This window comes from Azorhizobium oxalatiphilum (genome assembly GCF_014635325.1).
GTDB classification, from domain to species: domain Bacteria; phylum Pseudomonadota; class Alphaproteobacteria; order Rhizobiales; family Xanthobacteraceae; genus Azorhizobium; species Azorhizobium oxalatiphilum.
In genome coordinates, this window is sequence record NZ_BMCT01000001.1 from 1,670,319 (window position 1) to 1,692,487 (window position 22,169).

Sequence of the window (22,169 nt, forward strand, 5' to 3'; positions counted from 1 at the left end):
CGCTAGCGGTTCAGAGCGGCGCATTCTTTCCGGGCATCCGAGACTCTCGCATCCAGATATGAGGCAAGGTCGGACAGATGAATGCCCTTCGCGCATTTCTGGCTGGCTTCGATACGCACCACAGGAATCACGATCTCCCGCAACATCACCTTGCGGAGGAACTTCTCGGGCGTGAGATGGGAGAAATAGTCCCGGCACACGTCCTCGAGAGGGATGATGGCCTTGCCCTCATACTGGGCCATCAGCAGGAAGTTCGTGTTCATCGCTTTTCCCCCCGCACGCACCAGGTCGCCGGCGGCATCGACCGGCCCCATTTGAAATCGTAGGGGCGGGCAAGGCCCTCACGGATGAGGATGGCGCCCGCATCCCGGCCGGCGATGGTCAGCACGCCGCAGAAGCGGCCGTAGTTGCAGGCCATGGTGCCTTCCGCCGCGCCGGGCCGGCAAGAGCAGGGAACCCGCTTCAGGTCGGCGCCGCCGGCGGCGATGAGCTGCCGCAGCCGCGCCGTCGCCTGGGCTGCCAGCGCGCGCTCGGCCGGGCAGCGGGCGCGGTCGCCGCGCTCGGGCGTGTCGAAGCCCACCAGCCGATAATGCGCGCCCTGCCACGCGACGGTGTCGCCGTCGATCACCCGCACGGTGGCGGGCGACACGTGCTCGGCGGCGGCTGATACCGCGCTCAAGAGCAGGAGGGTGGCGGAAAGTAGCCTTCCGACGATGTCAGTCATGGCCCTTATCCCTCCACAGCTCGTCGATGATCTGGCAAGCGCTGGCCGTGGTATGAGCCGTCGTCCGGTACATGACGAGTTGCGCCTCCATGAAGGTATTGTTCGCCTTCAGAGCGTTGTGGACCGTATAGGCGCCGACGAGATTGCCCGTCGACGCGAGCAGCAGGCACACGGGCGTGACCCATTTCCAGCCGATGTCAGGCATTGCGGGCCTCCTGCGGTGCCAGGGCGGCGCGGCCGAGACGGGAGGGGTGGGTGCGGCGGCGAGCATGGCGCGGTAGTTCTGCTCGTCTTGGGCCCGCTGTCTCTCATCTTCCACGCGCGTGGTGGCAAGTTCGTGCGCCTGTTCGTGCGTGGCACCAACGAAGAGGTATTGGTCTTTCCAGACGGCATACCTCATCTCGCGTGTTACTTCGCAAGGCAGGATAGGCATCAGCACACCTCGTCGAAATAGCGGTTGAGAAGGTCGTTAGTGAAGGGCGGTGACTGCTGGATCAGTTGGGCCTGATCGGTGACCTCGCCACAGCAGACCTGTTCCAGCTGGTCAGTGGTCAGGCCTGCCAGCCAGGCGTCGATGTCCGCCAGCATTTCCGGAGGCTCCTTGGCGAGGAAAGTGGCGATCTCCGCTTTTACCTGCTCGGCCGAGCGGTCGCGGTTGATGCCGCCATTGTCGAGGGCGATGAGCAGGAATGCCCGCTCGATGCCATGGAAACTGGTCATGACGCTCTCCGGGGCTGGATGGGGAGTTCGTTGTGCTCTCGGCCGTCCAGCAGGCGGCCGGCGGCCTTTTTGTGGGCGCGGCGCAGAACGACGCCGACGGCTGCGCCATCGTCGATCCGATCCACGGCGAGGAAGGCCTTTCCGGACGGGACGAGTGCACCCGGGACCGTTTCGGCGGTGGCGGCGATGTGAAATCCATCCACGCGGCGATAGGCCCCCCATTGCTTGAAGAAGAAGGGGACGCTGGCTGCGGCGCACTGGTCGCGGATGGAGCGCACCCAGTCCCGATGCATCGGCCGGGCATTGGGGCCGCTCTCGCCGCCGGCGATGATCCATGCGATCTTGCCGCCGGTCCATTTCAATCCAACGTCAATGTCGCCACGGCGCGTCCCATCAGGCGCTCTCGCCTCAGCTTCGCATCGGCCGGATAGCGCGTCGAGCCAATGCCAGTCTTGCGTGTCGCGTGGCCAGTGGGGATCCGGGTGGCCTCCGCAATCGGCGAATGTGTCGGCAGATTCCTCGATTCTGTCGAAGTGGATTGGGCCAAGCATGGGCTCAGCCGAAATGAAGTGGAGAGCTGCGGGTGTGGCCAAGAGGTCCGGCACGCGCTCGTCTGCCCGGCGCTGGTCCTCGGTCGATACACCGAGCCAAATGTTGGGTGCGGGGATGCTCGCATGCATCTCCAGCCCCATGTCGTGCTGTGCATCGGCGATCCGGTCCGTCAGCCCGGGCGCAGTCATGTAGGCGAGCATTCGGGCGCTGCGCTTGGTGAGCACCTGATAGGTATGCCAGTCGGCGCTGCACATCACCGCGAAGATGCGATCAATCCACTCGTCCGGCACGTCCTCGTGGAAGAGGTCGCCCATGGAGTTGACGAAGATCGTGCGCCCCCGCTTCCAGCGGAGCGGCTGGAAGAGGGTGTGCTCTGGCGCGAGCACCGTCCTGCCGGTCCACACCGGGTTGCCCTTCACCACCTGCGTGGTGCCGGCATAGTGGGATCCGGGCTGCATGGCCTCGATCCGCCGCGCCATGGCCATGGCATAGCAGTTCGTGCAGCCGGGCGAGGTGATCGAGCAGCCGACGATGGGGTTCCACGTCGCGTCGGTCCATTCGATGTGCGAGTGATCAGCCATCACGCGGCCCCCCGGCCTGCGCGGCCCGGGCGCGGATCTCGTTGGCCACCGCAGCGCACGTCTCAGGGGGCAGGCGGAAGAAGCCGAGCGCGCCCTTGCAGGCCACGAGCGGCAGCGGGAAGGCGTCGCGGAGAACGAACCCGTAGCGGCCGCGGAACCAGTCGCTGTCCATCTCCGTCACGCAGTCTGTGATGCGAGCCATGCCAACCACGCCGCCACGCGGCAGTGCGGCCTCCGCCTCGCAACACTCAGACTTCGAGACGCCGGCATGGACGATGAACCAGCCGCGCCCTTTCGTAGGCCAGTCGCGGTTCTCGACATCTTTGCCGTCGTGGAAGATGCGGTTCGGCCACGGCTGCTTGATGCTCAGAGCCTTGATTTGGCAGGCCGCAACGCGATCAGCTAGGCGCAGGAGGTCAGGCCCCGAGACGGTGCTTGGGAGGTCAGCCATGCTTGCTCTCCTCAATCGCGATGAGGGCATTGAGGACGGCGACCACCAGCGCTTGGGCCGGCGTCGGGGCCTTGCCGCTGGCTTCGTCGATCCGGTCGCAATGATCAGGATGGACGCGGTTAAGGTGCGCCCAGCCGGGTTCGGCCGAACCATGCCCGCAGCGCCAGAACCATCCGGGGAGCATGGCCTCCTTGAACTCAACCGCGCTGTCGACGCTGTTGAAGTTGATCGTGGCGGCCTGCGCTGACATTGCCGCCCGCTCGCCAAAGGCATGGATGGCTCGCAAATCGGCACCACCGATATAGCCGCCGCCGGCCACCAATGCCCGGTAATGACGGAGGATGGGGAGGTCAGCCATCACGCTGTCTCCCTCGTCGGCGTGGTCGGGGCTACCCGTAGGCACGGGCTGGCCGCGATTTCGCTCCGCAGCGCTTCCATGGCGTCGGTCCCGTAGCTCCACAGGTCGCCATCGCAGAAGTGCATCGGCCATGGGCCGAAGTGGCCGCGCCAAATGCGCTCGCCCGTGCGGATGTATGTGGCCAGGTCATCGACCAGCCGACGCATGGTCCCGCCGTGACTGAAGTGACGCCACCACCCGCTGTAGGCGACATAGACACGCTTCCACGTGTAATCGTCGCGGAACCACAGGCGGCCCGCCAAGTCGATCTCAAAGCTCGCGACGCGCTGGCGCCGGTCGTAGTAGAAGAACCGGCGGCCGTGGCGCGAAATGGATTCGAGAAGCGCGTTAGCATGAGCCATGCGCTGTTGCCTCGTGAGGATGGCTTCAGCCATTGGCGCCTCCCTCATCTCCTTGAGGGGGAGATGGGAGTGGCATCCACCCTTCGATCCACTCATCCGGGAAGCCGCCGCAGCCCACCGGCGCGGCAACGCCCCATCCGATGTCGAAGCCATCGGCCGCAAGGCCGTTGTGCCTCATTGGCATCTGGATGCCGTTCCAGCGCTCCAGGTCGTCCCGGGTCGGCAACAGGCCGGGATAGATGTCGTCTCGCAGCTTCGCCCAGATGGTCGTGCCATCCTTCTTCGCTTCGGAGATAGGACGCCACTGCATCGCCTGACCGATGTTCAGCAATTGAGCGACAGCGCCTGCTTGATCGCCGGCCGCTTCATGCATGTTGCACACCGGAAAGCCGATGGTGATGCTGGTCGACCCGTCCTCATTCCGGCGGCAGACCGGCTCTTTCCAGACGACGTTGCCCTTTGCGGTGAAGGTGGGAGAGGCCGCGCCGCGGGGGGGATCGGCGCGGCCTCGTCACGCCCGCCGCCGGGGGGGAGCGGCGGGACGTTGGGTTCAGAAGGATGGGGCATCGGGCGCCTCCTGCGGGGCGGGATAGCGGCGGCTGAGCTCGTCAAGCGACAGCCCGGCCTCGGTGCTGGTGAGCGGGTGGATGGCGCCGGGGATCATCAGGCGCGCCTGGCTGTTGTGGTGCGCGTCCGGAGCCTCGCTCCAGCGCTGCGGCTCGGGGCCGCGCAGGCCGCGAACCCAGAGGAAGACGGGCGTGCGGACGCTAGCCATGGGTGCCACCGTCCGTGGACACAGGCTCCAGCCGGGGCTGGCCGTCCACGATGCGCAGGGTGAAGAGGTGATCGTCCCACCGCGCGAATTCCACCTCGAAGGGGGTGCCATCCGGCTGTGCGAATTCCCGCATCCCATCCGCGAAGTTCGCCATGGTGTCAGCGACGGTTTCGATGTCGCCGCGCTCCCAGACGTTGTTGGCGCCGGTGGGCTGCACATCGTCCGGCTCGAACCTTCCGTCCGGATAGAGGATGATGTTGTCCACGCCGAGGTGCGTCATGCGTTGGAATTTGATCTGGTCACCATCGGTGACGATCTGTCCCTCCTGATCGGAGAAGTAGGGATCCCCCTTGAGCACGCCGCAACGAAAGGCTCCGTCATCGGCCCTGGTGATCCATTGCGCAGGATCGGTGTGGCCGGGCGGTACGATCTCGTCCACCAGACTGTCAGGCCACCACTGGATCTTGGGAGTGTCGGTCATGGTCGGTCTCCTGGCGCTCACACGCGCATCGGCATGAGGACGAACAGCGCGGCGGATTCGCCGTCGCCGGTGATGAGCGCCGGGAGACCGGGCTCGCTGAGGGAGATATTGAGCTTCTCGGCCTTGGAGGCGCCGGCGATGTCCTGCAGATAGGTGCCGTTGAAGCCGATCTCGATGGGCTCGCCTTCGTGCTCGGTGGCCACGTCGTCGGTGGCCTCGCCCATGTCGGTGTCCGTCACCTTCAGCGTCAGGCCTTCGGCAGCGAAGGCGAATTTGACGGCGCGTGCCTTCCCCGTGCTCACCGTACAGACGCGGTCGCAGGCCTCGGCCAGCGCCTTGCGGTTCACGCCCACCTGCGTGCTGCCGGGAGCGGGGATGACGCGGGTGTAGTCGGGGAATGTGCCGTCGATCAGCTTGGTGATGAGGGTGGTGGTGCCGACCTCCAGCCGCAGCTTGGTGGTGCTCACGGCCACCTTCGCGTCCGAAGCCGACCAGTCCGGCAGCAGCTTGGCGAATTCCACCACCGCCTTACGGGGCAGGATGATCGGTGGCATGTCGGCAGCGCCCTCCGGCGCCGGCACGCGCCGGAGGGCCAGCCGGTGGCCGTCGGTCGCAACCGCCGTGAGGTGGGGCGCGTCCTGATGATCGACCACGTGGAAATGGATGCCGTTCAGATAATAGCGCGTCTCCTCGGAGGAGATGGCGAACTGCACCTGCTGGATGGTGGCGAGCAGATCCTTGGCCGGCAGGGTCCACGGGGCGGGCATCTCGCCGGCGGCGAGGCTGGGGAAGTCGGCTTCCGGCAGTGTGTTGAGCTGGAAGCGCGAGCGGCCGCTCTTGATGATGGCCTGCTGGCGCTCTCCCGCCGTCGCGTCGATGGAGACGCTCTCGCCGGCCACCTTCGCCGCGATATCCTTCAGCTGCCCGGCGGGCAGGGTGATGGCGCCGGGCACCAACACCTCGGCCTTGATCCGGCAGGTGGCCTCCATGTCGAGGTCGGTGGCGGTGATGGCGAGACCGTCCTCGTCGGCGCGCAGCAGCAGGTTGGACAGGATCGGGATGGTGTTGCGGCGCTCGACGATGCGCGAGAGCTGCGCGGCGGCGGCCACCAGGGTCTCGCGGGGGACGTTGATCTTCATGGTGGCCTCAGGTTCGGGGCGAGGTGGGCGCGCGGCGCTTCGCGGGGCGGCTGGTGCGCAGCTCGGCACGCAGCATCTCGGTGGTGACGGATTGCAGCCGGTCCCCCAGCCGGGCCCGCTTGGTGGACTGGCTGGGGGTGGCAGCGAGGGCCGCGATCATCTCGCGGCGCCGGGCCTCAAGTGTCGCGGCCTTGGCCATGGTCAGGCGCCCATCTCGGGCGCGCCCTCATAGGCGGGCAGGGCCGTTTCCTTGGCGGCCTCGGCGAGGTCCTGCTGCACACGCTCGCGCAGCCAGAACTGCCAGCGATACAGCTGGTAGAACCATTTGATGGCCCCATCCTTCAGCCGATAGCGGATGCGCGCCGGGATGCGCACGGTGGGCGCCTCTCTGTCGCCGCTGACGAAGGGCGCAACCGACACCATGAAGATGCCGGGAATATCGACCTTCTCGCCGCTGGAGGTCTGGTGCTCGGTGGTGAAGATCACCTGCCGCTCGCCGGACTGCAGCCGGGTGCTCTGTTTCACCTTCGCGCTCTGGAATACCTCGAGCTCGCGCGAAAGGGTGATGAGCTCGTTCGGCTCCGCGAACCGCTCCTTGAACAGCTGCTCGAATTCACTCTTCTCACCGGGAAAGGGCGAGGCCAGTTCCGCGGCGTGATTTTCGAGGAAGGCGGCGAAGGTGACCTGATCCATCTCCAAGCCGTTATTATCGATCCACGCCTTGAATTCTTCGGTCAGCGGGAAGCTGTATTCGACCCGGTGCTTGCCGAAGGTGGCCTCTTCCTGGCTGTCGAAATAGTCCAGCACGGTCGTCAACTTCGGGTCCGGCCACGCAGTCTTGCCGAAGATGACGCTCTTGCCCGTCTTGTGGCGGTTGGAGAGGTCGATGAAGGAAGCGAGGGTGGTGACCTTCGCCGTGCCCTTGCGCTCGATGGGGGGGCGGGCTGCCTCGATATGCTCCAGCAGCGGGATAACCTGCTGCGTCTGGCGATTGAACAGCACCGGCACCTTCGCAGGCAGGCCGGCGCCGAGCCCGTCGGTGTGGATGATGATGATCTCGGGCTTCGACGCCGCCATGGCGAGGTCGGCGATCTGCTCGATGGCGGCGCCTTCGAGGATTTCGGAAATGGGCATTGTCGTCTCTCGCTTGTGGTGAGTGCTGGATCAGGAGAAGTCGCGCTCCGCGCGGCGCTCGCTGGCGTCGCGCGGGCCGAACATGTCGTGCTGGCTGGGGTGCTGGACGGAGAGGCCGCCCTCGGCGGGCCAGAAGGTGGCGCTGCGCAGCGCCTTCTCCTTCGGCAGGACGGTCTTGACCTCGGGTGCCACGTCCATCCGGTCCGACAGCTTGGTGAATTTCAGCGTCAGCGTGATGGTGCCGGAGATCTTCTCCTCGGGGTGCTGCTGCAGGGCTTCCAGCAGGCGGCCCATCTCGTCGTTGAGCTTCTCCTGCACGCGGCCCCGGTCGATGAGGCCGACCGTCTGCAAAAGATCGTTGATGATGCGCTGGGACATGGGATCGGCTCCGGATCAGGCCGCGTCGGCGGACGGGACGAGGTGAGGGAAGAGCATCAGGAGCCGCGCCCGCCATTCGTCGGCGGCCTTCGGCCAGGGCCAGATGCTGATGCGCCCGGTGAGGGGGACGGGTTCGGCGGCCTCCACCGCATCCGCCCACGGGAAGGGGACGCCGTTGAAGAGGTGGTCGCGCTCGGTGCGCAGCATGCGCAGGTCCCACGCCTTCACCGCTTGCAGGATTTCCGGCGCCGGCGGGTAGGGGTGGCCGGCCGCCCCGTAAATCGCGGCATCCAGATCGCGCTTCTGCCCCGAATGCGCCTTGCGGAAACAGGCCCGGCCGATGCGGGCCGCCTGATCCGCCATGTGCGGCATCAGCTTCGCCAGCTCCTGCCCGACCCGCTCCTCCAGAGCCTCCACTGTCGGCGTGCCGATGTTGCCGATGGCGAAATCGTGCGCGTCGTGCAGATGGAAGGCCCGCGCGATGGTGAGGCTGCCTGTCGCCTTCAGGATGGCATCGGTGCCGAGGCAGGTGTGCTGTGCCACGCTGTAGACACCGGCCCGCACATGGCCGCTGAAACGGGCGGTGCGCGCCAGTGCCTCCGCCACATCGGTCATCAGGTCGATGCCGGCGGCGGTGGGGCTGATGAGATCGAGGGCCCGGCAGGTGCCGGTCTGCATCCAGATGTCGGGGGCGGTCACAGGCGCCTCCCGGTCTCGTCGGCGCTCTTGGGTGGCTTGATCAGGCCGGCGCGCCAGAGCTCGCGAACGGTGGCCTCCTCGATGGTGATCGGGCGTTCTGTCCGCTCATCTCCCCATTGCCAGCCAAGCCGGGCACCGAATGCCACAGCGAAGGCTGTGAGGGCGGCCATGCCCACGATCCTCCAGGCAAATTCGAGCCGCTCCATCACGGATTCGATGCCGTATGCGGTGAGGGTGGCGCCCAGCCAGAGGCCGGCGCCCAGAACGATCGAACCCCAGATGTGCGGCTTCATGCGGCTTCTCCGTGGGCGCGCTGGCGATCTCGGTCCCACTCCAGACGGCGCGCCAGGCTGTCGAAGCGGGTGGCCGCGCGGTGCAGCCGGTCGATACGGTCGGTGTGGTGCCACGGCACGCCAGCGGCTTCGGAGCGCAGCAAACAGGCCCGTTGCCGGCAGTCGGTGGGGGAGATCAGAATCTCGGTGATGATCACGCGGCCCTCCCGCCCTCGGGCGCGAGGGATAGCGCCATGGCGATCTCCAGCGTGCTGGTGATGCTGCGGGAGAGGGCGGGCGTGCAGCGCGCGTCCTCGCGGGTGTTGGTGAGCCAGCGGGCGATCTGCGCGGCATTGGCGCGATCGCCGGTGCGGGCGGCGTGCAGCATCTCCTGCGAAGCGGTCCACACGATGGTGGCCATGCCAGCGGGGCCGATGGAGGGCGCGGCGAGGATGGTGATGATCGCCATGTCAGGCCACCCGTGCCGGATCGGAGGGCCGCACCACCTTGAGCACGCCAGCCTCACCGCCGTTTCCAGGCTCGAGGCAGAGGGTGACATCCGGTCCGGTGTCGTCGGCGTCGATCTCCACTTCAACCCGGAGGTCGTTATCTCGGATGCCCAGGCGATACGTGACCCCGGCCGGGGTGCGAAACACCGCCGTGTCGCGGATGTCGTTGAGGATGACGTAGGCCATGTCAGACGGCCTCCATCTGGGACGGCGCGCCGGCGATGCCGCGGGCCTCGTCTGCGAATTCGATGATCTGGGCGCAGGTGAAGCCGGCGCAGGCCAGATCATCGGCGGTGCAGCGGCCAGTCTCGGCCTCACGCTGCCGCATCACGTCCGCCATGCGAGCCGCGACGGCGCTGCACTCGGCCTGCCAGTCGGGCCGGCGCGCCACCAGTTCGAAGCGGAAGACGGCGTAGGGGCCGCCGTCGATCTCCTTGAGATGGACCACCGGCATGCGGGAGCGCTGCAAGGGCTCCACGTCACCCAGGCCCTCGCTCTCGCGCACTGTGTAGATGTGGTTGAGCTTGAGTGGGCTCCAGGGAAGCTGCCCCGCCAGCGTGCGGCAGCGCAGGATGTCACCCGGGCCGACATCGGCGGGGCATTCGGGAAAGGTCATGGAAGGCGGCTCCCTCGGTGCGGAAAGTACCGACTGAAGCGAACAGGTACAATAAGTACCGATATCGGTCAAGTACGATTTGTACCGATCAATGTGCTTCCATAAGTGGCTTGGGTTGGAGGGGGTTCTGATGAAGTGGGGTTGGACGGTTCTGGCTGCGGCGCTCGTGGCCGCGCCGGCGATCGCCGAGGAGACGAAGGTCTATGGCGATTGGGCTGTAAATGTTGAGCGCGACAGGTTCGGTGACGCGTCTGCGAATAAGACGATCGCGATCCGTGTACAGGCAGGCAACATATTGGCTGTGCGATGTTTTCCGAAGGGCCTATCTGTCGCTCTTATCGAATCTCGACTGGGTTCGGGGCGCTTTGAGGAAGGCATGCTCTTCGGGGTGAAGTTCCGAGCCGACGAAAAGTCGGTCATCGATACTGCAGGCGTTGGGCTGGATGATAAGATCATTCAGGTGGATGATAGTAATAGTATTGTGGCGCAAATGGTCGGCGCGAAAGAGTATGCATTCCGCGTCACTTACAAGTCGGTGACATTTGATAAGGTGTTTACTGCAGGAAAGGGCGCAAAGCAGGCGCTAGACGTTGTGCTCAAGGCTTGCCCTTTGCCGAAGGCGAAGGGTGCGTAGTGGGCGTCGATGCGGTGCTGTTGATCAGCGCCGCATCACGCCGAGAAACGGCCCTGCCGAGTGCACCTCTACATCCGGGATGGTCGCGCCATTGTAGGAGGCGAGGCTGTAGATCCCTGGCCGGGAACCGTTCTGCAAGATCTTGAAGAAGCGGCGGCCGTCCTCAAGGATCACCGCGCATTCGTGATGCAATAGCGGACGCACGTCGCGACGTGCGACGCCGAAGAACGCTATGTCGCCGGATCTCGCGACGGGGAGCATGCTGTCTCCCTGCACCTCGAAGGCGGTAGTGGTGTCGCTGTCGAAAAAGCCTTCCACGCTGTCGATGTTGTCGTCAAACAGCATCATCTCTTGGCCGGCGCCGATCCTGCCCTGCAAGGGGATCATCAAGGCGCTCTTGGGTGAGCCTTCGCCCGTCAGCAGCCAACCCACGGCCACGCGGTGGTGGCGAGCTATCTTGCGGGCGTTCTCGATGGTGAGGCCGCGTTTTCCGCTCACGATCGCCTTATAGGTCTCGTACCCGATCCCGTATTGGCGCGCGGCTTCCGCATAGGAGGCGATGCCTCCGGCGGTGCGCAGTTCAGTGAGTCGGTCAACGAGCGATGTCATGGGACATTTTGTACCCCTTCTAACGGTACTATGTGTCCCTGCCTGCTTGACGAGTGATCGGTACATATTGTAACGATCTTGGGTCATGAGCACAGAACAGCCCTCATCGGTTCGCGACCTGATGGCCTTGTGGCCGTCACTGAGCGCATTCGCAGCGGACACCGCCGCCGGCTATGAGGCTGTGCGGCAGTGGTTCAAGCGCCAGTCAATTCCCGTTCGCTACTGGCCGGCGGTGATCGAAGGTGCGGCACAGCGTGAGATCGGCGGCGTCACTTCTGACCTGCTCATGAAGCTTCACGCGCCGGTACCGGATCTCCGCGTTGCCTCGGGAGAGGCGGCATGAGCGCCGTGCATAACTCCACCGAATATCCCTGGGGCCAGCTTGTCCGCATGGCGGATAGTCCTGCGGACCGGGCGGTGCTGGTGGCCGAGCTGGCCGCTCAGACAGGTCGTTCTGACTTCATCGCTGCCGATGGGGACTTTCGGGTCGCGCTGCCACTCGCCGTTGCTCTGGATCATGTGCCGGCGTCACGAATTGCCGCGCTGCTTGCCGTCAGCCGCGCTTACACCTGCATTCTTCTGCGTGCCGCTGTGACCTCGCCGGAGCGCTTCGCGGACTGGATTTCCGGACCGGGCGATCTTCACGAGTTCCCCGGACAAGGCATCCAGCTGCTCGACGACGGACGGATTGTTTGCGATCTGCCTGGCGAGGGCGGGGACGGTGTTCTGCACCACGTCCATCAGCCGGTGGCGGGCTGTGGGGTCGGCCCGTGCGGCGTCACGGGCACACTCCTTTGCCAGGGCAATCAGGAAGTTGCGGAAGAGGACATCCTCCGCCGTGAGGCCGCTCCGCTCGATCATCCCGAACCTCCCGTACCGCAGAGGGCCAAGCCGCCCCCGTGATCTGAACCTCCGCACTCAACCACGCTGAAACTGTTCCCGGTACGGGAAAACGCGCGACGTTTTCCCGACGCGGGAAGTCTTTTGCCTATTGACATAAGGCTCAATACGATGTCCGACGCCCGCCCCATCTCGGAACACTGGTTCCATCGCCTGAAATCCGCCACCCGCGATCTGATCAAGGTCTGCGGCGGCGTCATCCGCGCCGGTGAGATCGCCCATCGCAGCAAGAGCGAGGTGTCGCGCTGGCAGTCCGTCACGGATTCCGACGTGATCGACCTGGCTGCCGCCATCGCGCTCGAGGCGGACTGCGGCATGCCGCTGGTCACCACGGTGATGGCCGAGCTCAATGGCCGCCGTCTCACCGACGAGGTTGCCGCGCAGTCCGCCTCCAGCCTGCTGGATCGCCACGCCGACGTGCTGCGCAAGAGCGCGGAGACGGCGACGCTGATGGCGCGGGCACTGGAGGATATGACCATCACGCCCGCCGAGGCCGAGCTGCTCGATCGCGCGGCGTCCGAGCAGGAGGCGGCATTGCGCAACTTCCGCGCCGGCCTTGCCGCCGTGCGGGGCTCGGGAGCAGCACACGGCGCCGCGCCCGTGGGCGGCCTGCGGGCGGTCTGAGGCCAGCGACATGCGCCGCCCGCTGATCATCCGCATCGCCAGCCTCTATCGCCGGCGCGCCGCCACGGCGCGGGTGATGGCGGCGCACGGCTATGGGCCGGCGGATATCGGGCGGCTGCTGCGGCTCTCGCCGGGCCGTGTGGTGGATGCGCTCGCCGGCCGGGCCGAGAACGGGCGGCTGTGGAGTGAGCAGGAGCGCAGCGCGTTCCGCGCCGAGATGCGGAGGGCTGCATGAGCCACGATGCCGACTTCGAAGCCTGGCTGGCCGAGGCGCGCTCCGTCACCTGCGAGGAGGTGATCAACAGGCGCGGCATCCAGCTTTCCAAGGGTGTCGAGCGGGTGGGACCGTGCCCCGCCTGCGGTGGGAAAGACCGCTTCTCCATCAACACGCGCAAGGATATCTGGCTCTGCCGGGGCGCCGGCAGCGGACGTTCCATCCTGCTGGTGCAGCATCTGGACGGCTGCGACTTCCTCGCCGCCTGCGAGACGCTGACCGGACGCCCGTCGCCACGCGGCGAGAGCGGGACACGGCTCTCGGCCGGGGAACTGGCGGCGCGGGAGGCCGAGCGGCAGCAGAAGGCGGTGGCGGCGAAGCGCGCGGACAACGAATATCGCGAGCGCGAGCGGCGCCTCTCCTATGAGCTCTTCCGCAGCTCCATCCGGGCGCGAGAGGCGCCGCTGCTGCTTGCCTGTCTGGAACGCCGCGGCCTCCGGTTGCCGCCGGCCTGCCGGGCTCTGCGCTTCGCGCCCGACGTGCCCTATTTCCACGGCACCGCGCAGGATGATCTGGGGCGCACCTACAAGCGGATCCTATTCCGGGGGCCGGCCATGCTCGCCGCCATCACGGATGAGCATAGCATCTTCCGGGGCCTCCACTGTACCTGGCTCGATCTCGCCCAGCCCAAGGGGAAGGCGGTCATCTTCGATCCGGACACCGGCGAGCTTCTACCCTCCAAGAAGGTGCGCGGTTCCAAGCAAGGCAACCGCATCCTGCTGAGCCCGGCCAATGATGCGTCCGCGCCTCGCCGGAGCATTGCGGGCGAGGGCATCGAGACGGTGCTGTCTGTGTGGGCCGGCCTTCAGGCCGAGGGCCTCGGCCGCCCCGACACCGAATTCGTGTCGGCGATCGATCTCGGCAACCTCTCGGGCGCGGCTGACGGCATGGTGCAGCATCCCAGCCTTGTCACCGTGGACACGCGCGGTCGACAGCGCCCGCGCAGAGTCTCCAGCCCGGTGCCGAGGATGGATTCCGAGGCGATGTGGGTGCCGGACAGCGTCTCGCATCTGACCCTGCTGGCCGACGGGGACAGCGATCCCTTCGCCACACGCTGCGCCATGGAGCGCGCGCAGGCCCGCCATGCCGTGCCCGGCCGGCACGTGACGGTGGCATGGCCGCCGCTGGGCTTCGATTTCAACGACGTGCTGCTGGGCCGCCATCTGGCGCCGGCGCCAGGGAGGGTTGCCGCATGAGCCCGTGGACGAATGAGAAGAATGTGGAGCGGCTGCGGAAGCTGGTCAGGGAGGGATTGTCCGCCAGTGCCATCGCGGTCGCCTTCTGCGAAGCCGGCGTCTTCATCAGCCGCAACACCGTGATCGGCAAGGCGCATCGCCTCGGCCTCTCGGTGGGCATCCCCTCCGCACCGCGCCCGCGCAAAGTTCCCGTTTCGCCGCCGGAGACCTCCCCACTCCCCCCGGCTGCGAAGGGGCGGCGGGCGGAAGGGAAGCGTATCGCCAGCGCTTCCGCCCGCCCGCCGCATCCGCCCGTTGTCCCGCAGGTGCCGGAGGTGGCAGCGCCTTCGCGGCCGCCGATGCCTGCGCGCCTGCCATCGGAGATGTTGCCCGCCGTCGTGGCGCCGGCACCCCGCCCAACCGCGTTTCCCGCGCCGATCATCGAGGCGCGGGTGCTGCTGACCGAGGTGCGCGAGGGGCAGTGCCGCTATCCGGTGGCGGGCGAGGGCCTCTCGCTGGTGGTGTGCGGCAGCCGGGCGCTGGATGGCCGGCCCTACTGCGCGCGCTGCTGCCGCATCGCTTACGCGCCGGCGGAACGGCGTGTGCGGCGGGCTCTGCCGTCGGATACCCACCGGGCGCGCGTGCCATCGGCCCGCGACATGTGGCGCGCGGTCGGGGGGCGGTGATGATGCCCGCGCCCTACAGCCCGACCACCTTGCGCAGCGCCTCGTCGATGCGGGTCTGCCAGCCTGGCCCCATGGCGCGGAAATGCTCCAGCACGTCCGGAGACAGGCGGATGGCCACCTTCTCCTTGGTGGGCGCCTTCTGCCTGCCGCGCGGCGGCCGGCTGACCTTGGCCACGAAATCCGGCGCCACCTCGGCCGAGGGCCGCATGCGGGCGAAATCCGCCTCGGTGAGCGGCGGATTATCCGGATCGGCCTCGGCGGCGGCGGTGATCGCCGCATCCTCTTCGTCGGTCATCGCGGCCAGCTGCTTGCGCGCCTTGGCGCGGGCGTCAGCCCATTTGCTCTGTGAATTCGACATATTGGGCAAGCTCCCTGCGGTTCGCTTTGCGAAAGCTGATGATGCGGACCTTCTCGCCGCGACGGGTGAACACCAGAACGTGGAGCCGGTCGGCCACATAGCCGACGGCGATGGTGCGGACTTCCGGGTAGGCGAAGCGGTTATCGCGGGCCTCAATGGCGGTGTCCCAATCGAAGCCGACGACGGAAGCGAAGGCCACACCGTGGGTGCTGGTGTCTTCCTTGCTCGGTGTCCACTCGAAAAAGTCCAGCATGTCCCGCCCCGTTCGATGTCTTTTTGTACCCCCAATTTGATGGGGTGTCAATCAAATTGGGTGGACAATTTGAGGGCGGCAGGGGGTGTTGCGTGACCGATTATCGCGAATTCCTGCGGGCGAAGGTCCGCATCGCGCCCGCGCTCGGCTTTGAGCCGCCGGTGCCCATCAATCCCGGCCTCAAGCCCATGACGCAAGCCATTGTGCCGTGGGCTTGCCGGGGCGGCCGGCGGGCGCTGTTCCTGCGCTTCGGCCTGCACAAGACTTCGACCCAGTTGGAGGTGATCCGGCAGTGCCTCGCCCATGCCGGCGGGCACGGCCTGATCGTGGTGCCGCTCGGCGTCCGGCACGAATTCTTTCTCGAGGTGGAAGCGCGCCATCCCGATATCCGTCTGAAGTTCATCCGCTCGGCGGCGGAGCTGGAGCCGGCCAATGTCGTCGGTGCCAATCAGGTGGTCATCCACCTGACGAATTACGAGACCGTCCGCGACGGGAAGCTCGATCCGCTGCTGTTCACCGCTGCCTCCCTGGATGAGGCGGCCTGCCTGCGCGGCTTTGGCGGCACCAAGACGTTCCGCGAATTCATGGCGACGTTTGCCGGTGATGATCGCAGCACCGGCGTGAAACATGCGGGGGTGCGCTTCCGCTTCGTCGCCACCGCCGTGCCGGACCCCAACGACTATATCGAGCTGCTGGCCTATGCCGCCTTCCTCGGCATCATGGATGTGGGCGAGGCCAAGACGCGCTTCTTCAAGCGGGACAGCGAGCATGCGGACAAGCTGAGCCTGCATCCCCACAAGGAAGAGGAATTCTGGCTGTGGGTGGCCAGCTGGGCGTTGTTCGTTCAGAAGCCATCCGACCTCGGCTTCTCGGACGAGGGCTATGATCTGCCGCCGCTCGACATCCGCTGGCATGAAATCGCGTCGGACCACACGGCAGCCGGCGCGGAGAAAAGCGGGCAGCTGCGCCTGTTGGCGGACGCTTCGCAGGGTATCATCGAGGCGAGCCGGGAGAAGAAGCGGTCGCTGGATGACCGCGTCGCCCGGATGATGGAGGTGCGGGCCGAGGCCCCTGATGCGCACCGCCTGATCTGGCATGATCTGGAGAGCGAGCGCGCCGCCATCGAGGCCGCCATCCCCACGGTGTGCAGCGTGTGGGGCAATCAGGATCTCGACGAGCGCGAGCGGCGGGTGGTTGGGTTCGCGCGCGGCGAATTTGCGGAGCTGGCCACGAAGCCGGTGCTCAACGGCTCCGGCTGCAATTTCCAGCATCATTGCAGCTGGGCCATCTATCTCGGCATTGGCTTCAAGTTCCACGACTTCATCCAGTCGGTCTATCGCATCCAGCGTTTCGGGCAGACCGGCGCCGTGCGGCTGGACCTGATCTATACCGAAGCCGAGCGCGGCACGCGGCGCGACCTGGAGCGGAAGTGGCGGCAGTTCGAGGCGCAGGCCGAGCGCATGTCCGCGCTGATCCGCCGCTTCGGCCTCGCCGAGCAGGCGGTGGCCGGCGCGCTCGGCCGGACCATGGGCGTCGATCGGCGGGAGGCGCGGGGCGAGGACTACCTGATCGTCCATAACGACACGGTGGAAGAAACCCGGTCCATGCCCTCCGACAGCGTGGACCTGATCGTCACCTCGATCCCGTTCTCGACGCAGTATGAATATTCGCCGAGTTTCAACGACTTCGGCCATACCGACGACGATGCCCACTTCTGGGCGCAGATGGATTTTCTGACCGCCGAGCTGTTCCGCGTGCTGAAGCCGGGGCGCATCGCAGCCATCCATGTGAAGGACCGCACGGTGCCGGGCGGAATCAACGGTCTCGGCTTCCAGTCCATCAACCCCTTTTCCGATGACTGCGTCGCACATTTTCGCAAGCACGGCTTTGCCTTCATGGCGCGGGTCACGATCGCCACCGATGTGGTGCGGGAGAATGCGGGCACCTACCGGCTGGGCTGGACCGAGCAGTGCAAGGATGGCACGCGCCACGGGCGCGGCCTGCCGGAATATGTGCTGGAATTCCGCAAGCCGCCCTCAGACCGCTCGGATGGCTACGCCGACACGCCGGTGGTGAAGTCGAAGCCCTTCTCCTTCGCCGATGCGAGCGAGCATCCGGACAAGACGCTGCCGCTGGGCGAGGCGGTGCGCCGGGTGCCGTTCGACCGTGACCTGCGGCCGGTGCCGGGCGAGGGATTCGGCCGGGCGCGCTGGCAGATCGACGCGCATGGGGTTTGGCGCTCCAGCGGCGACCGTCCGCTGCTGCCGGATGAGCTGCGTGCGCTGGTGAAGCTGGACAAGCGCTCTATCTACCGCGGCTGGAAAGCCTTCAACCTCGCCAACATCTACGACCATGCCACGCATGTGGAATTCTGCGAGGTGCTGGACGCGGAGGGCAAGCTGCCCAGCGAGTTCATGCTGGCGCCCCCGCACATCGACCATCCGGCGGTGCGCACCGACGTGGCGCGTATGCGCACGCTCAACATGCAGCAGCAGCGCAAGGGGCGTGAGATGCACCTGTGCCCGCTGCAGTTCGACATCGTGGAGCGGGCCATCGAGGATTTCTCGATGCCGGGCGAGGTGGTGCTGGACCCCTTCGGCGGCATCATGACCGTGCCTTACTGCGCCCTGCGCATGGGCCGTCGCGCCATCGGCGTAGAGCTCAATCCCGACTATTTCCGCGACGGTGTCGCCTATGCCGAGGCGGCTGCCGCCGGCGGCACAGGCCCGTCCCTGTTCGATCTCCTCGAGGCCCCGGAAGCGGCCGAGGCAGCAGCGGAGGCCGCAGAGTGAACGCCCCTTTGGCCCTCACCCCCTTGACCTTTTTGTCGAACGCTCGCAGCTTGTGCGGGATCGAGGCGCCTCAGAAACGCGACGATCAACATGTGCAGAGGCGGCTGGCGGCTCCCCGAAAGGTCCGCACCCCGCGAATAGTCCAGGGTCCCCACGCGCATGTCCAGGGCGCGAGCCTAAAGGCGTGGGGGCACGACCTCTGCCGTGTTTCTGAACCCTGGGCGCGGCGCCGCTTCAGAAACGGTCCCCGCCCGCTAGGCGAGCAGAGGATCAACGTCATGGCACGAGCGCCACGGCGCGCGGCAGCGCGCACCCATACCCATGTCCATTCGAGGTCAGAAAGCGGGGTCGAATGTCCCGTGGAGGCGCTCGGTCGAGAGGCCCTGAAGATGCTCGTCGCCTCGGAGCGCATTCAAGTACGGGCCTTTCAGCTTGCGGGCGAGGCGCGTTCCAAGGCCACTGATCAGTTCGATCTGCTGGGCGAACGGCAGAAGGGGCTTGAGGTTCAAGCCTCTCATCTGAAGGCAAAAAGCCGGCTTGGCGCCATCTATCAGATACATCTCATCCTTAGTGCCGCTGATTTGCTTCGCACCTGTGTGGCGGAAGGGAGCGGCGATGCCCTCACAGCCGATGAAGACCTGAGCACCATCAAGCGCATGTGTCACTCGGTGCGGGCCTATCTGGAACAGGACTGCGAGGAGAGCGCACACGCCGTGGGCAGCGACTATTACATGCCCCATGCGTGTGATCCGCATCAACTCATCGAGGATGCTCTCTATCGTGAAGAGGGCGGCCATGCCGATTGATATCCGGCAATCGGCACCGCGTTTCCCCGTGTGTCCGCCGCTCCACACCATCAGCCTCGCGGGGCACCCGTTTCGATATTTTCGTTCGCCGCTCGCTGGGGCACACCTGCCCTGGCATAGCGCCGACGATCTCCAACTCTGCTTGGCCTTGCCTAGTCAGGCACGCCAGCATTTGCTGCGGCAGAATCCGTATCGTGATGCCACGCGAGTGATCGCCACCGTATCGGGCATCACGACCATCGCCCCGCATTTCATGGCGCAGGGTCTGATCGAGGCGGCGGCCGATTTCGGCTTGATCCAGGGCGATTTCGAGGCGGCCTATGTGAAGGGCGCCAGCACTGCCCTCAAGTCAATGATGGGCGATCTACCTCCCATGGCACGGCTCGCCTTTGCCCTCGCAGCATTTGAAAATGACGGAGCTTCGCAATGACGGCCCATGCGCTTGCGTTGACGCACGTTGAGTTCCACGGCGACACGCTGTTCGCGGTGGAGAAGGACGGAGAGATGTTCATCGCGATCAAGCCGATCTGCGAGCGGCTAGGCATCGACTGGTCTAAGCAGCTTCAGCGGATCAAAAGAGATGCATTGTTGTCCGAAGGTATGGCCATCATGGCCATACCTTCGCCTGGTGGATCGCAGGAAACGACCTGTCTGCGGCTCGATCTGGTCCATGGATGGCTCTTCACCATCGACGAAAGCCGGGTAAAGGACGAGGAAACCCGCCAACGGGTGCTCGTTTACAAGCGTGAGTGCTACGCGGTTCTCTTCCAGCATTTCCACGGCGAAAACAGGCGAGCGTCGTCTGCGGGCGCGGATGACGCATCCGAGTTGGCCTCCGACGATATCGGCCCGCTCTCCGATCTCTCGGCCCGCTGCCGTATGGTGGAGATCACCGAGCGCCTCTCCGGCAAGCCTGCGGCACGGGCGCTCTGGCGGCATCTCGGCTTGCCTTGGGTGAACGAGATGGGTCCGCGGGGTGCGGCTGTCGCCGATGAGGATGATGCTGTCGCGCGCTTCGCGGTTGGGGGCATTGAGCGGGTGAGCGGCGTGGTGACGCCTGCGGCCATGCTCTGGCCCGCCTTCTGTGCGTTCTGCCGGCGGGAGGATCTGGTCAATCCTGGCGAGCGCTGCTTCTTCACCCGCTTTGGGCGGATGGGTTTTTCCAAGCGCAAAACGGGCGGCCGGTCGGTCTATCAGGGTCTGCGTCCGAGAGGCCCGAATGAAACTGCGGGGGCTGGAACGCCTTGACACCCTCGCTTTCCAATGCGTCGCCTGTGCCGCCCGCCGGCGCCACGCACATCGCCGCCATTCTCGCGGAGGCACACACCTCTGAGGGCGGCGGCTCGCCCCCGGCTTCCCCCGCAGGTCACCAGCCGCGCGAAGGGAGGGACGATGGTGGCGACGGTGACTTCGACACCGGCGACTGGTCGCCGCTGACCGATGAGCCGCCGCCGGCCGGCTTTGATCCGCTGGAGCCGGTGCTCGCTGCCTGCGCGCTGGAGCCGCTGAACGACATCGGCAATTCCCGCCGCCTGCGCATGCGCTGGGGCTCGGACATCCTGTTTGTGCCCAATCTCGGCTGGCATTGCTGGGACGGCGCGCGCTGGCACCGGGCCGAGAATGACGAGGACGCGGTGCGCGTCTTCGCGCACCGCACCGCCGAGGCCATCGGGCTCGAGGCCTATGCCATGCAGCCGACGCCCCGAGAGCGCGAATTCATCACCGCTGGCGAGACTGCGGCGGTGCGCCTGGCCGAGATCCCCCACGACATCATCGCCCTCGATGATGAGGACATTTCTGTCGGCGAGAAGAAGAAGCGCACCCGCGTCCTGAGGGATGAGGCGATCCGGCTGAAGGACGTGGTGGGGCGGGGCGCGCTGGCGCAGAAGGCGCACGCCGCCCGGCAGGCGCAGCGCCGCCGCTTCGCCACCGCCAGCGGCAACTCCGGCAAGCTGGACGGCATGCTGGGCGAGGCGCGCCCTTCGGTCTCGCGCACGTTGCAGCAGCTCGATCATGATCCGTTGGCGCTGAACGTCGCGAACGGCACCATCCGCTTCCACAAGGTGGAGAAGCCCGATCCCGAGTGCCCGGATCCCGACGAGACGCGCATGCTCGTGTCCTGGCACTATTCGATCCGGCCGCACGAGCGAAGCGACCACATGACCAAGATGGCGCCGGCCTTCCACTGTCCGGAGGCGAAGGCGCCCGTCTTCCATGCCATGCTCGCGCGCATCGTGCCGGATCCCGAGGTGAGGGGATTCCTGCAGCGCTTCTTCGGCTATTGCCTCACCGCGCTCACCTCCGAGCAGATGTTCTGCATCTTCTTCGGCGAGGGCTCAAACGGGAAGTCCACGCTGGTGGACATCATCGCCCGCGTGCTCGGCGACTATGCCACCAGCGTGCCGGTGGCGAGCCTCGTGAACGAAAACAACCGCAAGGGTTCGGAGGCGACGCCGGACCTCATCCGCCTGCCTGCCGCGCGGTTCGTCCGCTCGGCCGAGCCGAAGGAAGGGCTGCCGCTCGATGAGAGCCTGATCAAGGATCTCACCTCCGGCGAGCCCATCAACGTGCGCCGGCTGAACCACGAGTTCGTGGAGGTCTATCCGCTCTTCAAGCTGGCCATCTCCTGCAACCGGAAGCCGCGCATCTACGGCAATGACGACGGCATCTGGCGCCGCGTCACCCTCGTGCCCTTCGAGGTGCAGATCCCGAAGGAGGAGCGCGACAAGGCGCTGCCGACCAAGCTCCAGAAGGAGATGAGCGGCATCCTCAACTGGATGATCGAGGGCGCCCTGGATTTCCTCACCAGAGGTGCCTTGCAGCCGCCGGAGAGGATCCTCGCCGCCACGCAGGAGTATCGCGACGAAAGCGACATCGTGGGCGCCTTCGTGCGCGCGGCCTTGGAGGTCACGAAGAGCCCCGACGACACGGTGGAGGCCGGCGATCTCTATTCCGCCTTCACCACCTACTGCACCAAGAGCGCGGTGACGCCGGTGAGCAAAAACACCTTCAACCGAAGAATGCCGAAGGCGGCGGACGCCTTCGGCTTCGAGAAGGGCAAGGCCTCGGTCTCGGTCTACACGGGCATCCGCATCCGGCCCGCGTTCGACCCCTCACGCACCCCGTACGGCTATGGCGCGGCGGGGGAGTGAAGCGGGGTCATGGGAGGCTAGGGAGCGTAGGGAGGCTGTAGTCGTCGCCGGGTTCTGATGCCGGGGGTGCGGGGGATCAAGGACTTAGCGCCCGTCGTGGGAGGCTGGGGAGGCTA

Annotated in this window: 36 protein-coding genes; 12 read left to right on the top strand and 24 right to left on the bottom strand. The window is 66.3% G+C overall.

The genetic code is table 11. The annotated features are described in order from the left end of the window. Positions 1 to 2: 2 nt before the first annotated feature. The 21 genes from IEW24_RS07410 to IEW24_RS07510 form a co-directional block, all read right to left on the bottom strand. Positions 3 to 263 (bottom strand): pyocin activator PrtN family protein, encoded by a 261-nt coding sequence (locus tag IEW24_RS07410; RefSeq protein WP_188576777.1) that lies wholly within the window; start codon positions 261 to 263, stop codon positions 3 to 5. Next, positions 260 to 724: a thermonuclease family protein gene (locus IEW24_RS07415; protein WP_188576780.1), complete on the bottom strand. Its 465-nt coding sequence runs from the start codon at positions 722 to 724 to the stop codon at positions 260 to 262. The genes IEW24_RS07410 and IEW24_RS07415 overlap by 4 nt, the downstream gene beginning before the upstream one ends. Continuing rightward, positions 717 to 1,157 (bottom strand): hypothetical protein, encoded by a 441-nt coding sequence (locus IEW24_RS07420; protein ID WP_188576782.1) that lies wholly within the window; start codon positions 1,155 to 1,157, stop codon positions 717 to 719. The genes IEW24_RS07415 and IEW24_RS07420 overlap by 8 nt, the downstream gene beginning before the upstream one ends. Continuing rightward, complete coding sequence (locus IEW24_RS07425) at positions 1,157 to 1,444, bottom strand: hypothetical protein (protein ID WP_188576784.1); 288 nt, start codon at positions 1,442 to 1,444, stop codon at positions 1,157 to 1,159. The genes IEW24_RS07420 and IEW24_RS07425 overlap by 1 nt, the downstream gene beginning before the upstream one ends. Continuing rightward, the gene (locus IEW24_RS07430) at positions 1,441 to 2,577 is read right to left on the bottom strand and encodes a DUF5131 family protein (protein WP_188576786.1); all 1,137 of its coding nucleotides are present in this window, start codon (positions 2,575 to 2,577) and stop codon (positions 1,441 to 1,443) included. The genes IEW24_RS07425 and IEW24_RS07430 overlap by 4 nt, the downstream gene beginning before the upstream one ends. Further along, entirely contained in the window at positions 2,570 to 3,028 is a 459-nt protein-coding gene (locus tag IEW24_RS07435) for an ASCH domain-containing protein (protein WP_244644208.1), read from the bottom strand. The genes IEW24_RS07430 and IEW24_RS07435 overlap by 8 nt, the downstream gene beginning before the upstream one ends. Beyond that, the gene (locus IEW24_RS07440; protein WP_188576788.1) at positions 3,021 to 3,386 is read right to left on the bottom strand and encodes a hypothetical protein; all 366 of its coding nucleotides are present in this window, start codon (positions 3,384 to 3,386) and stop codon (positions 3,021 to 3,023) included. The genes IEW24_RS07435 and IEW24_RS07440 overlap by 8 nt, the downstream gene beginning before the upstream one ends. Continuing rightward, positions 3,386 to 3,820 carry a YoqU family phage-derived protein gene (locus IEW24_RS07445; RefSeq protein WP_188576790.1) on the bottom strand — a complete coding sequence of 145 codons (435 nt, stop codon included), beginning with the start codon at positions 3,818 to 3,820 and terminating at the stop codon, positions 3,386 to 3,388. Before IEW24_RS07445 ends, IEW24_RS07440 begins: the two co-directional genes overlap by 1 nt. Further along, a complete protein-coding gene (locus IEW24_RS07450; protein ID WP_188576792.1) occupies positions 3,813 to 4,160 on the bottom strand; it encodes a hypothetical protein in 348 nt (115 codons plus the stop codon). Before IEW24_RS07450 ends, IEW24_RS07445 begins: the two co-directional genes overlap by 8 nt. 177 nt (positions 4,161 to 4,337) lie before the next feature. Next, positions 4,338 to 4,562: a hypothetical protein gene (locus IEW24_RS07455; protein WP_188576793.1), complete on the bottom strand. Its 225-nt coding sequence runs from the start codon at positions 4,560 to 4,562 to the stop codon at positions 4,338 to 4,340. Further along, positions 4,555 to 5,043 carry a hypothetical protein gene (locus IEW24_RS07460; protein ID WP_188576794.1) on the bottom strand — a complete coding sequence of 163 codons (489 nt, stop codon included), beginning with the start codon at positions 5,041 to 5,043 and terminating at the stop codon, positions 4,555 to 4,557. The genes IEW24_RS07455 and IEW24_RS07460 overlap by 8 nt, the downstream gene beginning before the upstream one ends. A 17-nt stretch (positions 5,044 to 5,060) precedes the next feature. Then, on the bottom strand, positions 5,061 to 6,182 hold the full coding sequence (dnaN, locus tag IEW24_RS07465; RefSeq protein WP_188576796.1) for a DNA polymerase III subunit beta: 1,122 nt from the start codon (positions 6,180 to 6,182) through the stop codon (positions 5,061 to 5,063). Positions 6,183 to 6,189: 7 nt separating this feature from the next. After that, a complete protein-coding gene (locus IEW24_RS07470; protein ID WP_188576798.1) occupies positions 6,190 to 6,342 on the bottom strand; it encodes a hypothetical protein in 153 nt (50 codons plus the stop codon). A gap of 41 nt (positions 6,343 to 6,383) precedes the next feature. After that, positions 6,384 to 7,316 carry a DUF2303 family protein gene (locus IEW24_RS07475; protein WP_188576800.1) on the bottom strand — a complete coding sequence of 311 codons (933 nt, stop codon included), beginning with the start codon at positions 7,314 to 7,316 and terminating at the stop codon, positions 6,384 to 6,386. 30 nt (positions 7,317 to 7,346) lie between these two features. Then, positions 7,347 to 7,694: a YfdP family phage-associated protein gene (locus tag IEW24_RS07480; protein ID WP_188576802.1), complete on the bottom strand. Its 348-nt coding sequence runs from the start codon at positions 7,692 to 7,694 to the stop codon at positions 7,347 to 7,349. Positions 7,695 to 7,709: 15 nt separating this feature from the next. Beyond that, on the bottom strand, positions 7,710 to 8,393 hold the full coding sequence (locus IEW24_RS07485) for a hypothetical protein (RefSeq protein WP_188576804.1): 684 nt from the start codon (positions 8,391 to 8,393) through the stop codon (positions 7,710 to 7,712). Then, on the bottom strand, positions 8,390 to 8,686 hold the full coding sequence (locus tag IEW24_RS07490) for a hypothetical protein (RefSeq protein WP_188576806.1): 297 nt from the start codon (positions 8,684 to 8,686) through the stop codon (positions 8,390 to 8,392). Before IEW24_RS07490 ends, IEW24_RS07485 begins: the two co-directional genes overlap by 4 nt. Continuing rightward, positions 8,683 to 8,883: a hypothetical protein gene (locus IEW24_RS07495; protein ID WP_188576808.1), complete on the bottom strand. Its 201-nt coding sequence runs from the start codon at positions 8,881 to 8,883 to the stop codon at positions 8,683 to 8,685. The genes IEW24_RS07490 and IEW24_RS07495 overlap by 4 nt, the downstream gene beginning before the upstream one ends. After that, a complete protein-coding gene (locus IEW24_RS07500; RefSeq protein WP_188576810.1) occupies positions 8,880 to 9,134 on the bottom strand; it encodes a hypothetical protein in 255 nt (84 codons plus the stop codon). The genes IEW24_RS07495 and IEW24_RS07500 overlap by 4 nt, the downstream gene beginning before the upstream one ends. Before the next feature lies 1 nt (position 9,135). Then, positions 9,136 to 9,360, bottom strand: a complete 225-nt coding sequence (locus tag IEW24_RS07505; RefSeq protein WP_188576812.1) for a hypothetical protein — start codon at positions 9,358 to 9,360, stop codon at positions 9,136 to 9,138. 1 nt (position 9,361) lies between these two features. After that, a complete protein-coding gene (locus IEW24_RS07510) occupies positions 9,362 to 9,790 on the bottom strand; it encodes a hypothetical protein (protein ID WP_188576814.1) in 429 nt (142 codons plus the stop codon). 130 nt (positions 9,791 to 9,920) lie between these two features. On the opposite strand from IEW24_RS07510, the gene IEW24_RS07515 reads away from it, so the two are divergent. Then, complete coding sequence (locus tag IEW24_RS07515) at positions 9,921 to 10,424, top strand: hypothetical protein (RefSeq protein WP_188576816.1); 504 nt, start codon at positions 9,921 to 9,923, stop codon at positions 10,422 to 10,424. Positions 10,425 to 10,448: 24 nt separating this feature from the next. On the opposite strand, the gene IEW24_RS07520 is transcribed toward IEW24_RS07515, so the two are convergent. Then, on the bottom strand, positions 10,449 to 11,033 hold the full coding sequence (locus IEW24_RS07520) for an XRE family transcriptional regulator (protein ID WP_188576818.1): 585 nt from the start codon (positions 11,031 to 11,033) through the stop codon (positions 10,449 to 10,451). Between the two features lie 85 nt (positions 11,034 to 11,118). Here IEW24_RS07520 and IEW24_RS07525 point away from each other — a divergent pair, with 85 nt between their 5' ends. The 6 genes from IEW24_RS07525 (at position 11,119) to IEW24_RS07550 (ending at position 14,692) form a co-directional block, all read left to right on the top strand. Continuing rightward, entirely contained in the window at positions 11,119 to 11,376 is a 258-nt protein-coding gene (locus IEW24_RS07525) for a hypothetical protein (protein ID WP_188576820.1), read from the top strand. After that, positions 11,373 to 11,936, top strand: coding sequence for a hypothetical protein (locus IEW24_RS07530; RefSeq protein ID WP_188576822.1), 564 nt, complete (start codon positions 11,373 to 11,375; stop codon positions 11,934 to 11,936). The genes IEW24_RS07525 and IEW24_RS07530 overlap by 4 nt, the downstream gene beginning before the upstream one ends. Positions 11,937 to 12,044: 108 nt before the next feature. Then, complete coding sequence (locus tag IEW24_RS07535) at positions 12,045 to 12,557, top strand: hypothetical protein (RefSeq protein WP_188576824.1); 513 nt, start codon at positions 12,045 to 12,047, stop codon at positions 12,555 to 12,557. 10 nt (positions 12,558 to 12,567) lie between these two features. Beyond that, positions 12,568 to 12,792 carry a hypothetical protein gene (locus tag IEW24_RS07540; protein ID WP_188576827.1) on the top strand — a complete coding sequence of 75 codons (225 nt, stop codon included), beginning with the start codon at positions 12,568 to 12,570 and terminating at the stop codon, positions 12,790 to 12,792. Beyond that, positions 12,789 to 14,027 (top strand): DUF7146 domain-containing protein, encoded by a 1,239-nt coding sequence (locus IEW24_RS07545; RefSeq protein ID WP_188576829.1) that lies wholly within the window; start codon positions 12,789 to 12,791, stop codon positions 14,025 to 14,027. Before IEW24_RS07540 ends, IEW24_RS07545 begins: the two co-directional genes overlap by 4 nt. After that, positions 14,024 to 14,692: a GcrA family cell cycle regulator gene (locus IEW24_RS07550; RefSeq protein WP_188576830.1), complete on the top strand. Its 669-nt coding sequence runs from the start codon at positions 14,024 to 14,026 to the stop codon at positions 14,690 to 14,692. The genes IEW24_RS07545 and IEW24_RS07550 overlap by 4 nt, the downstream gene beginning before the upstream one ends. 13 nt (positions 14,693 to 14,705) lie before the next feature. Here IEW24_RS07550 and IEW24_RS07555 read toward each other — a convergent pair whose 3' ends face one another. Together IEW24_RS07555 and IEW24_RS07560 are read right to left on the bottom strand one after the other, a co-directional pair. Beyond that, complete coding sequence (locus IEW24_RS07555) at positions 14,706 to 15,050, bottom strand: BrnA antitoxin family protein (protein WP_308468487.1); 345 nt, start codon at positions 15,048 to 15,050, stop codon at positions 14,706 to 14,708. Then, complete coding sequence (locus IEW24_RS07560; protein WP_188576832.1) at positions 15,022 to 15,303, bottom strand: BrnT family toxin; 282 nt, start codon at positions 15,301 to 15,303, stop codon at positions 15,022 to 15,024. The genes IEW24_RS07555 and IEW24_RS07560 overlap by 29 nt, the downstream gene beginning before the upstream one ends. Positions 15,304 to 15,395: 92 nt before the next feature. Here IEW24_RS07560 and IEW24_RS07565 point away from each other — a divergent pair, with 92 nt between their 5' ends. The 5 genes from IEW24_RS07565 to IEW24_RS07585 all read left to right on the top strand — a co-directional run bounded on the left by IEW24_RS07565 (position 15,396) and on the right by IEW24_RS07585 (position 22,053). Beyond that, positions 15,396 to 18,095, top strand: coding sequence for a DNA methyltransferase (locus IEW24_RS07565; RefSeq protein WP_188576835.1), 2,700 nt, complete (start codon positions 15,396 to 15,398; stop codon positions 18,093 to 18,095). Positions 18,096 to 18,484: 389 nt separating this feature from the next. Continuing rightward, entirely contained in the window at positions 18,485 to 18,901 is a 417-nt protein-coding gene (locus IEW24_RS07570) for a hypothetical protein (RefSeq protein ID WP_188576837.1), read from the top strand. Beyond that, positions 18,891 to 19,331, top strand: a complete 441-nt coding sequence (locus IEW24_RS07575; RefSeq protein WP_188576839.1) for a hypothetical protein — start codon at positions 18,891 to 18,893, stop codon at positions 19,329 to 19,331. Before IEW24_RS07570 ends, IEW24_RS07575 begins: the two co-directional genes overlap by 11 nt. After that, entirely contained in the window at positions 19,328 to 20,149 is an 822-nt protein-coding gene (locus IEW24_RS07580; RefSeq protein WP_188576842.1) for a phage antirepressor N-terminal domain-containing protein, read from the top strand. Before IEW24_RS07575 ends, IEW24_RS07580 begins: the two co-directional genes overlap by 4 nt. Beyond that, positions 20,146 to 22,053: a DNA primase family protein gene (locus tag IEW24_RS07585; protein ID WP_188576843.1), complete on the top strand. Its 1,908-nt coding sequence runs from the start codon at positions 20,146 to 20,148 to the stop codon at positions 22,051 to 22,053. Before IEW24_RS07580 ends, IEW24_RS07585 begins: the two co-directional genes overlap by 4 nt. Positions 22,054 to 22,169 lie beyond the last annotated feature (116 nt).

What these genes read in the sequence shown, in the direction of transcription:
- IEW24_RS07425 (WP_188576784.1), bottom strand. Translation starts at nt 1,444, where the DNA reads ATGACCAGTTTCCATGGCATCGAGCGGGCATTCCTGCTCATCGCCCTC.
- IEW24_RS07450 (WP_188576792.1), bottom strand. Translation starts at nt 4,160, where the DNA reads ATGCATGAAGCGGCCGGCGATCAAGCAGGCGCTGTCGCTCAATTGCTG.
- IEW24_RS07490 (WP_188576806.1), bottom strand. Translation starts at nt 8,686, where the DNA reads ATGAAGCCGCACATCTGGGGTTCGATCGTTCTGGGCGCCGGCCTCTGG.
- IEW24_RS07545 (WP_188576829.1), top strand. Translation starts at nt 12,789, where the DNA reads ATGAGCCACGATGCCGACTTCGAAGCCTGGCTGGCCGAGGCGCGCTCC.
- IEW24_RS07535 (WP_188576824.1), top strand. Translation starts at nt 12,045, where the DNA reads ATGTCCGACGCCCGCCCCATCTCGGAACACTGGTTCCATCGCCTGAAA.
- IEW24_RS07475 (WP_188576800.1), bottom strand. Translation starts at nt 7,316, where the DNA reads ATGCCCATTTCCGAAATCCTCGAAGGCGCCGCCATCGAGCAGATCGCC.
- IEW24_RS07415 (WP_188576780.1), bottom strand. Translation starts at nt 724, where the DNA reads ATGACTGACATCGTCGGAAGGCTACTTTCCGCCACCCTCCTGCTCTTG.
- IEW24_RS07510 (WP_188576814.1), bottom strand. Translation starts at nt 9,790, where the DNA reads ATGACCTTTCCCGAATGCCCCGCCGATGTCGGCCCGGGTGACATCCTG.
- IEW24_RS07410 (WP_188576777.1), bottom strand. Translation starts at nt 263, where the DNA reads ATGAACACGAACTTCCTGCTGATGGCCCAGTATGAGGGCAAGGCCATC.
- IEW24_RS07530 (WP_188576822.1), top strand. Translation starts at nt 11,373, where the DNA reads ATGAGCGCCGTGCATAACTCCACCGAATATCCCTGGGGCCAGCTTGTC.
- IEW24_RS07550 (WP_188576830.1), top strand. Translation starts at nt 14,024, where the DNA reads ATGAGCCCGTGGACGAATGAGAAGAATGTGGAGCGGCTGCGGAAGCTG.
- IEW24_RS07420 (WP_188576782.1), bottom strand. Translation starts at nt 1,157, where the DNA reads ATGCCTATCCTGCCTTGCGAAGTAACACGCGAGATGAGGTATGCCGTC.
- IEW24_RS07500 (WP_188576810.1), bottom strand. Translation starts at nt 9,134, where the DNA reads ATGGCGATCATCACCATCCTCGCCGCGCCCTCCATCGGCCCCGCTGGC.
- IEW24_RS07515 (WP_188576816.1), top strand. Translation starts at nt 9,921, where the DNA reads ATGAAGTGGGGTTGGACGGTTCTGGCTGCGGCGCTCGTGGCCGCGCCG.
- IEW24_RS07540 (WP_188576827.1), top strand. Translation starts at nt 12,568, where the DNA reads ATGCGCCGCCCGCTGATCATCCGCATCGCCAGCCTCTATCGCCGGCGC.
- IEW24_RS07460 (WP_188576794.1), bottom strand. Translation starts at nt 5,043, where the DNA reads ATGACCGACACTCCCAAGATCCAGTGGTGGCCTGACAGTCTGGTGGAC.
- IEW24_RS07440 (WP_188576788.1), bottom strand. Translation starts at nt 3,386, where the DNA reads ATGGCTGACCTCCCCATCCTCCGTCATTACCGGGCATTGGTGGCCGGC.
- IEW24_RS07435 (WP_244644208.1), bottom strand. Translation starts at nt 3,028, where the DNA reads ATGGCTGACCTCCCAAGCACCGTCTCGGGGCCTGACCTCCTGCGCCTA.
- IEW24_RS07430 (WP_188576786.1), bottom strand. Translation starts at nt 2,577, where the DNA reads ATGGCTGATCACTCGCACATCGAATGGACCGACGCGACGTGGAACCCC.
- IEW24_RS07580 (WP_188576842.1), top strand. Translation starts at nt 19,328, where the DNA reads ATGACGGCCCATGCGCTTGCGTTGACGCACGTTGAGTTCCACGGCGAC.
- IEW24_RS07570 (WP_188576837.1), top strand. Translation starts at nt 18,485, where the DNA reads ATGCTCGTCGCCTCGGAGCGCATTCAAGTACGGGCCTTTCAGCTTGCG.
- IEW24_RS07445 (WP_188576790.1), bottom strand. Translation starts at nt 3,820, where the DNA reads ATGGCTGAAGCCATCCTCACGAGGCAACAGCGCATGGCTCATGCTAAC.
- IEW24_RS07455 (WP_188576793.1), bottom strand. Translation starts at nt 4,562, where the DNA reads ATGGCTAGCGTCCGCACGCCCGTCTTCCTCTGGGTTCGCGGCCTGCGC.
- IEW24_RS07525 (WP_188576820.1), top strand. Translation starts at nt 11,119, where the DNA reads ATGAGCACAGAACAGCCCTCATCGGTTCGCGACCTGATGGCCTTGTGG.
- IEW24_RS07560 (WP_188576832.1), bottom strand. Translation starts at nt 15,303, where the DNA reads ATGCTGGACTTTTTCGAGTGGACACCGAGCAAGGAAGACACCAGCACC.
- IEW24_RS07520 (WP_188576818.1), bottom strand. Translation starts at nt 11,033, where the DNA reads ATGACATCGCTCGTTGACCGACTCACTGAACTGCGCACCGCCGGAGGC.
- IEW24_RS07470 (WP_188576798.1), bottom strand. Translation starts at nt 6,342, where the DNA reads ATGATCGCGGCCCTCGCTGCCACCCCCAGCCAGTCCACCAAGCGGGCC.
- IEW24_RS07480 (WP_188576802.1), bottom strand. Translation starts at nt 7,694, where the DNA reads ATGTCCCAGCGCATCATCAACGATCTTTTGCAGACGGTCGGCCTCATC.
- dnaN (WP_188576796.1), bottom strand. Translation starts at nt 6,182, where the DNA reads ATGAAGATCAACGTCCCCCGCGAGACCCTGGTGGCCGCCGCCGCGCAG.
- IEW24_RS07555 (WP_308468487.1), bottom strand. Translation starts at nt 15,050, where the DNA reads ATGTCGAATTCACAGAGCAAATGGGCTGACGCCCGCGCCAAGGCGCGC.
- IEW24_RS07575 (WP_188576839.1), top strand. Translation starts at nt 18,891, where the DNA reads ATGCCGATTGATATCCGGCAATCGGCACCGCGTTTCCCCGTGTGTCCG.
- IEW24_RS07505 (WP_188576812.1), bottom strand. Translation starts at nt 9,360, where the DNA reads ATGGCCTACGTCATCCTCAACGACATCCGCGACACGGCGGTGTTTCGC.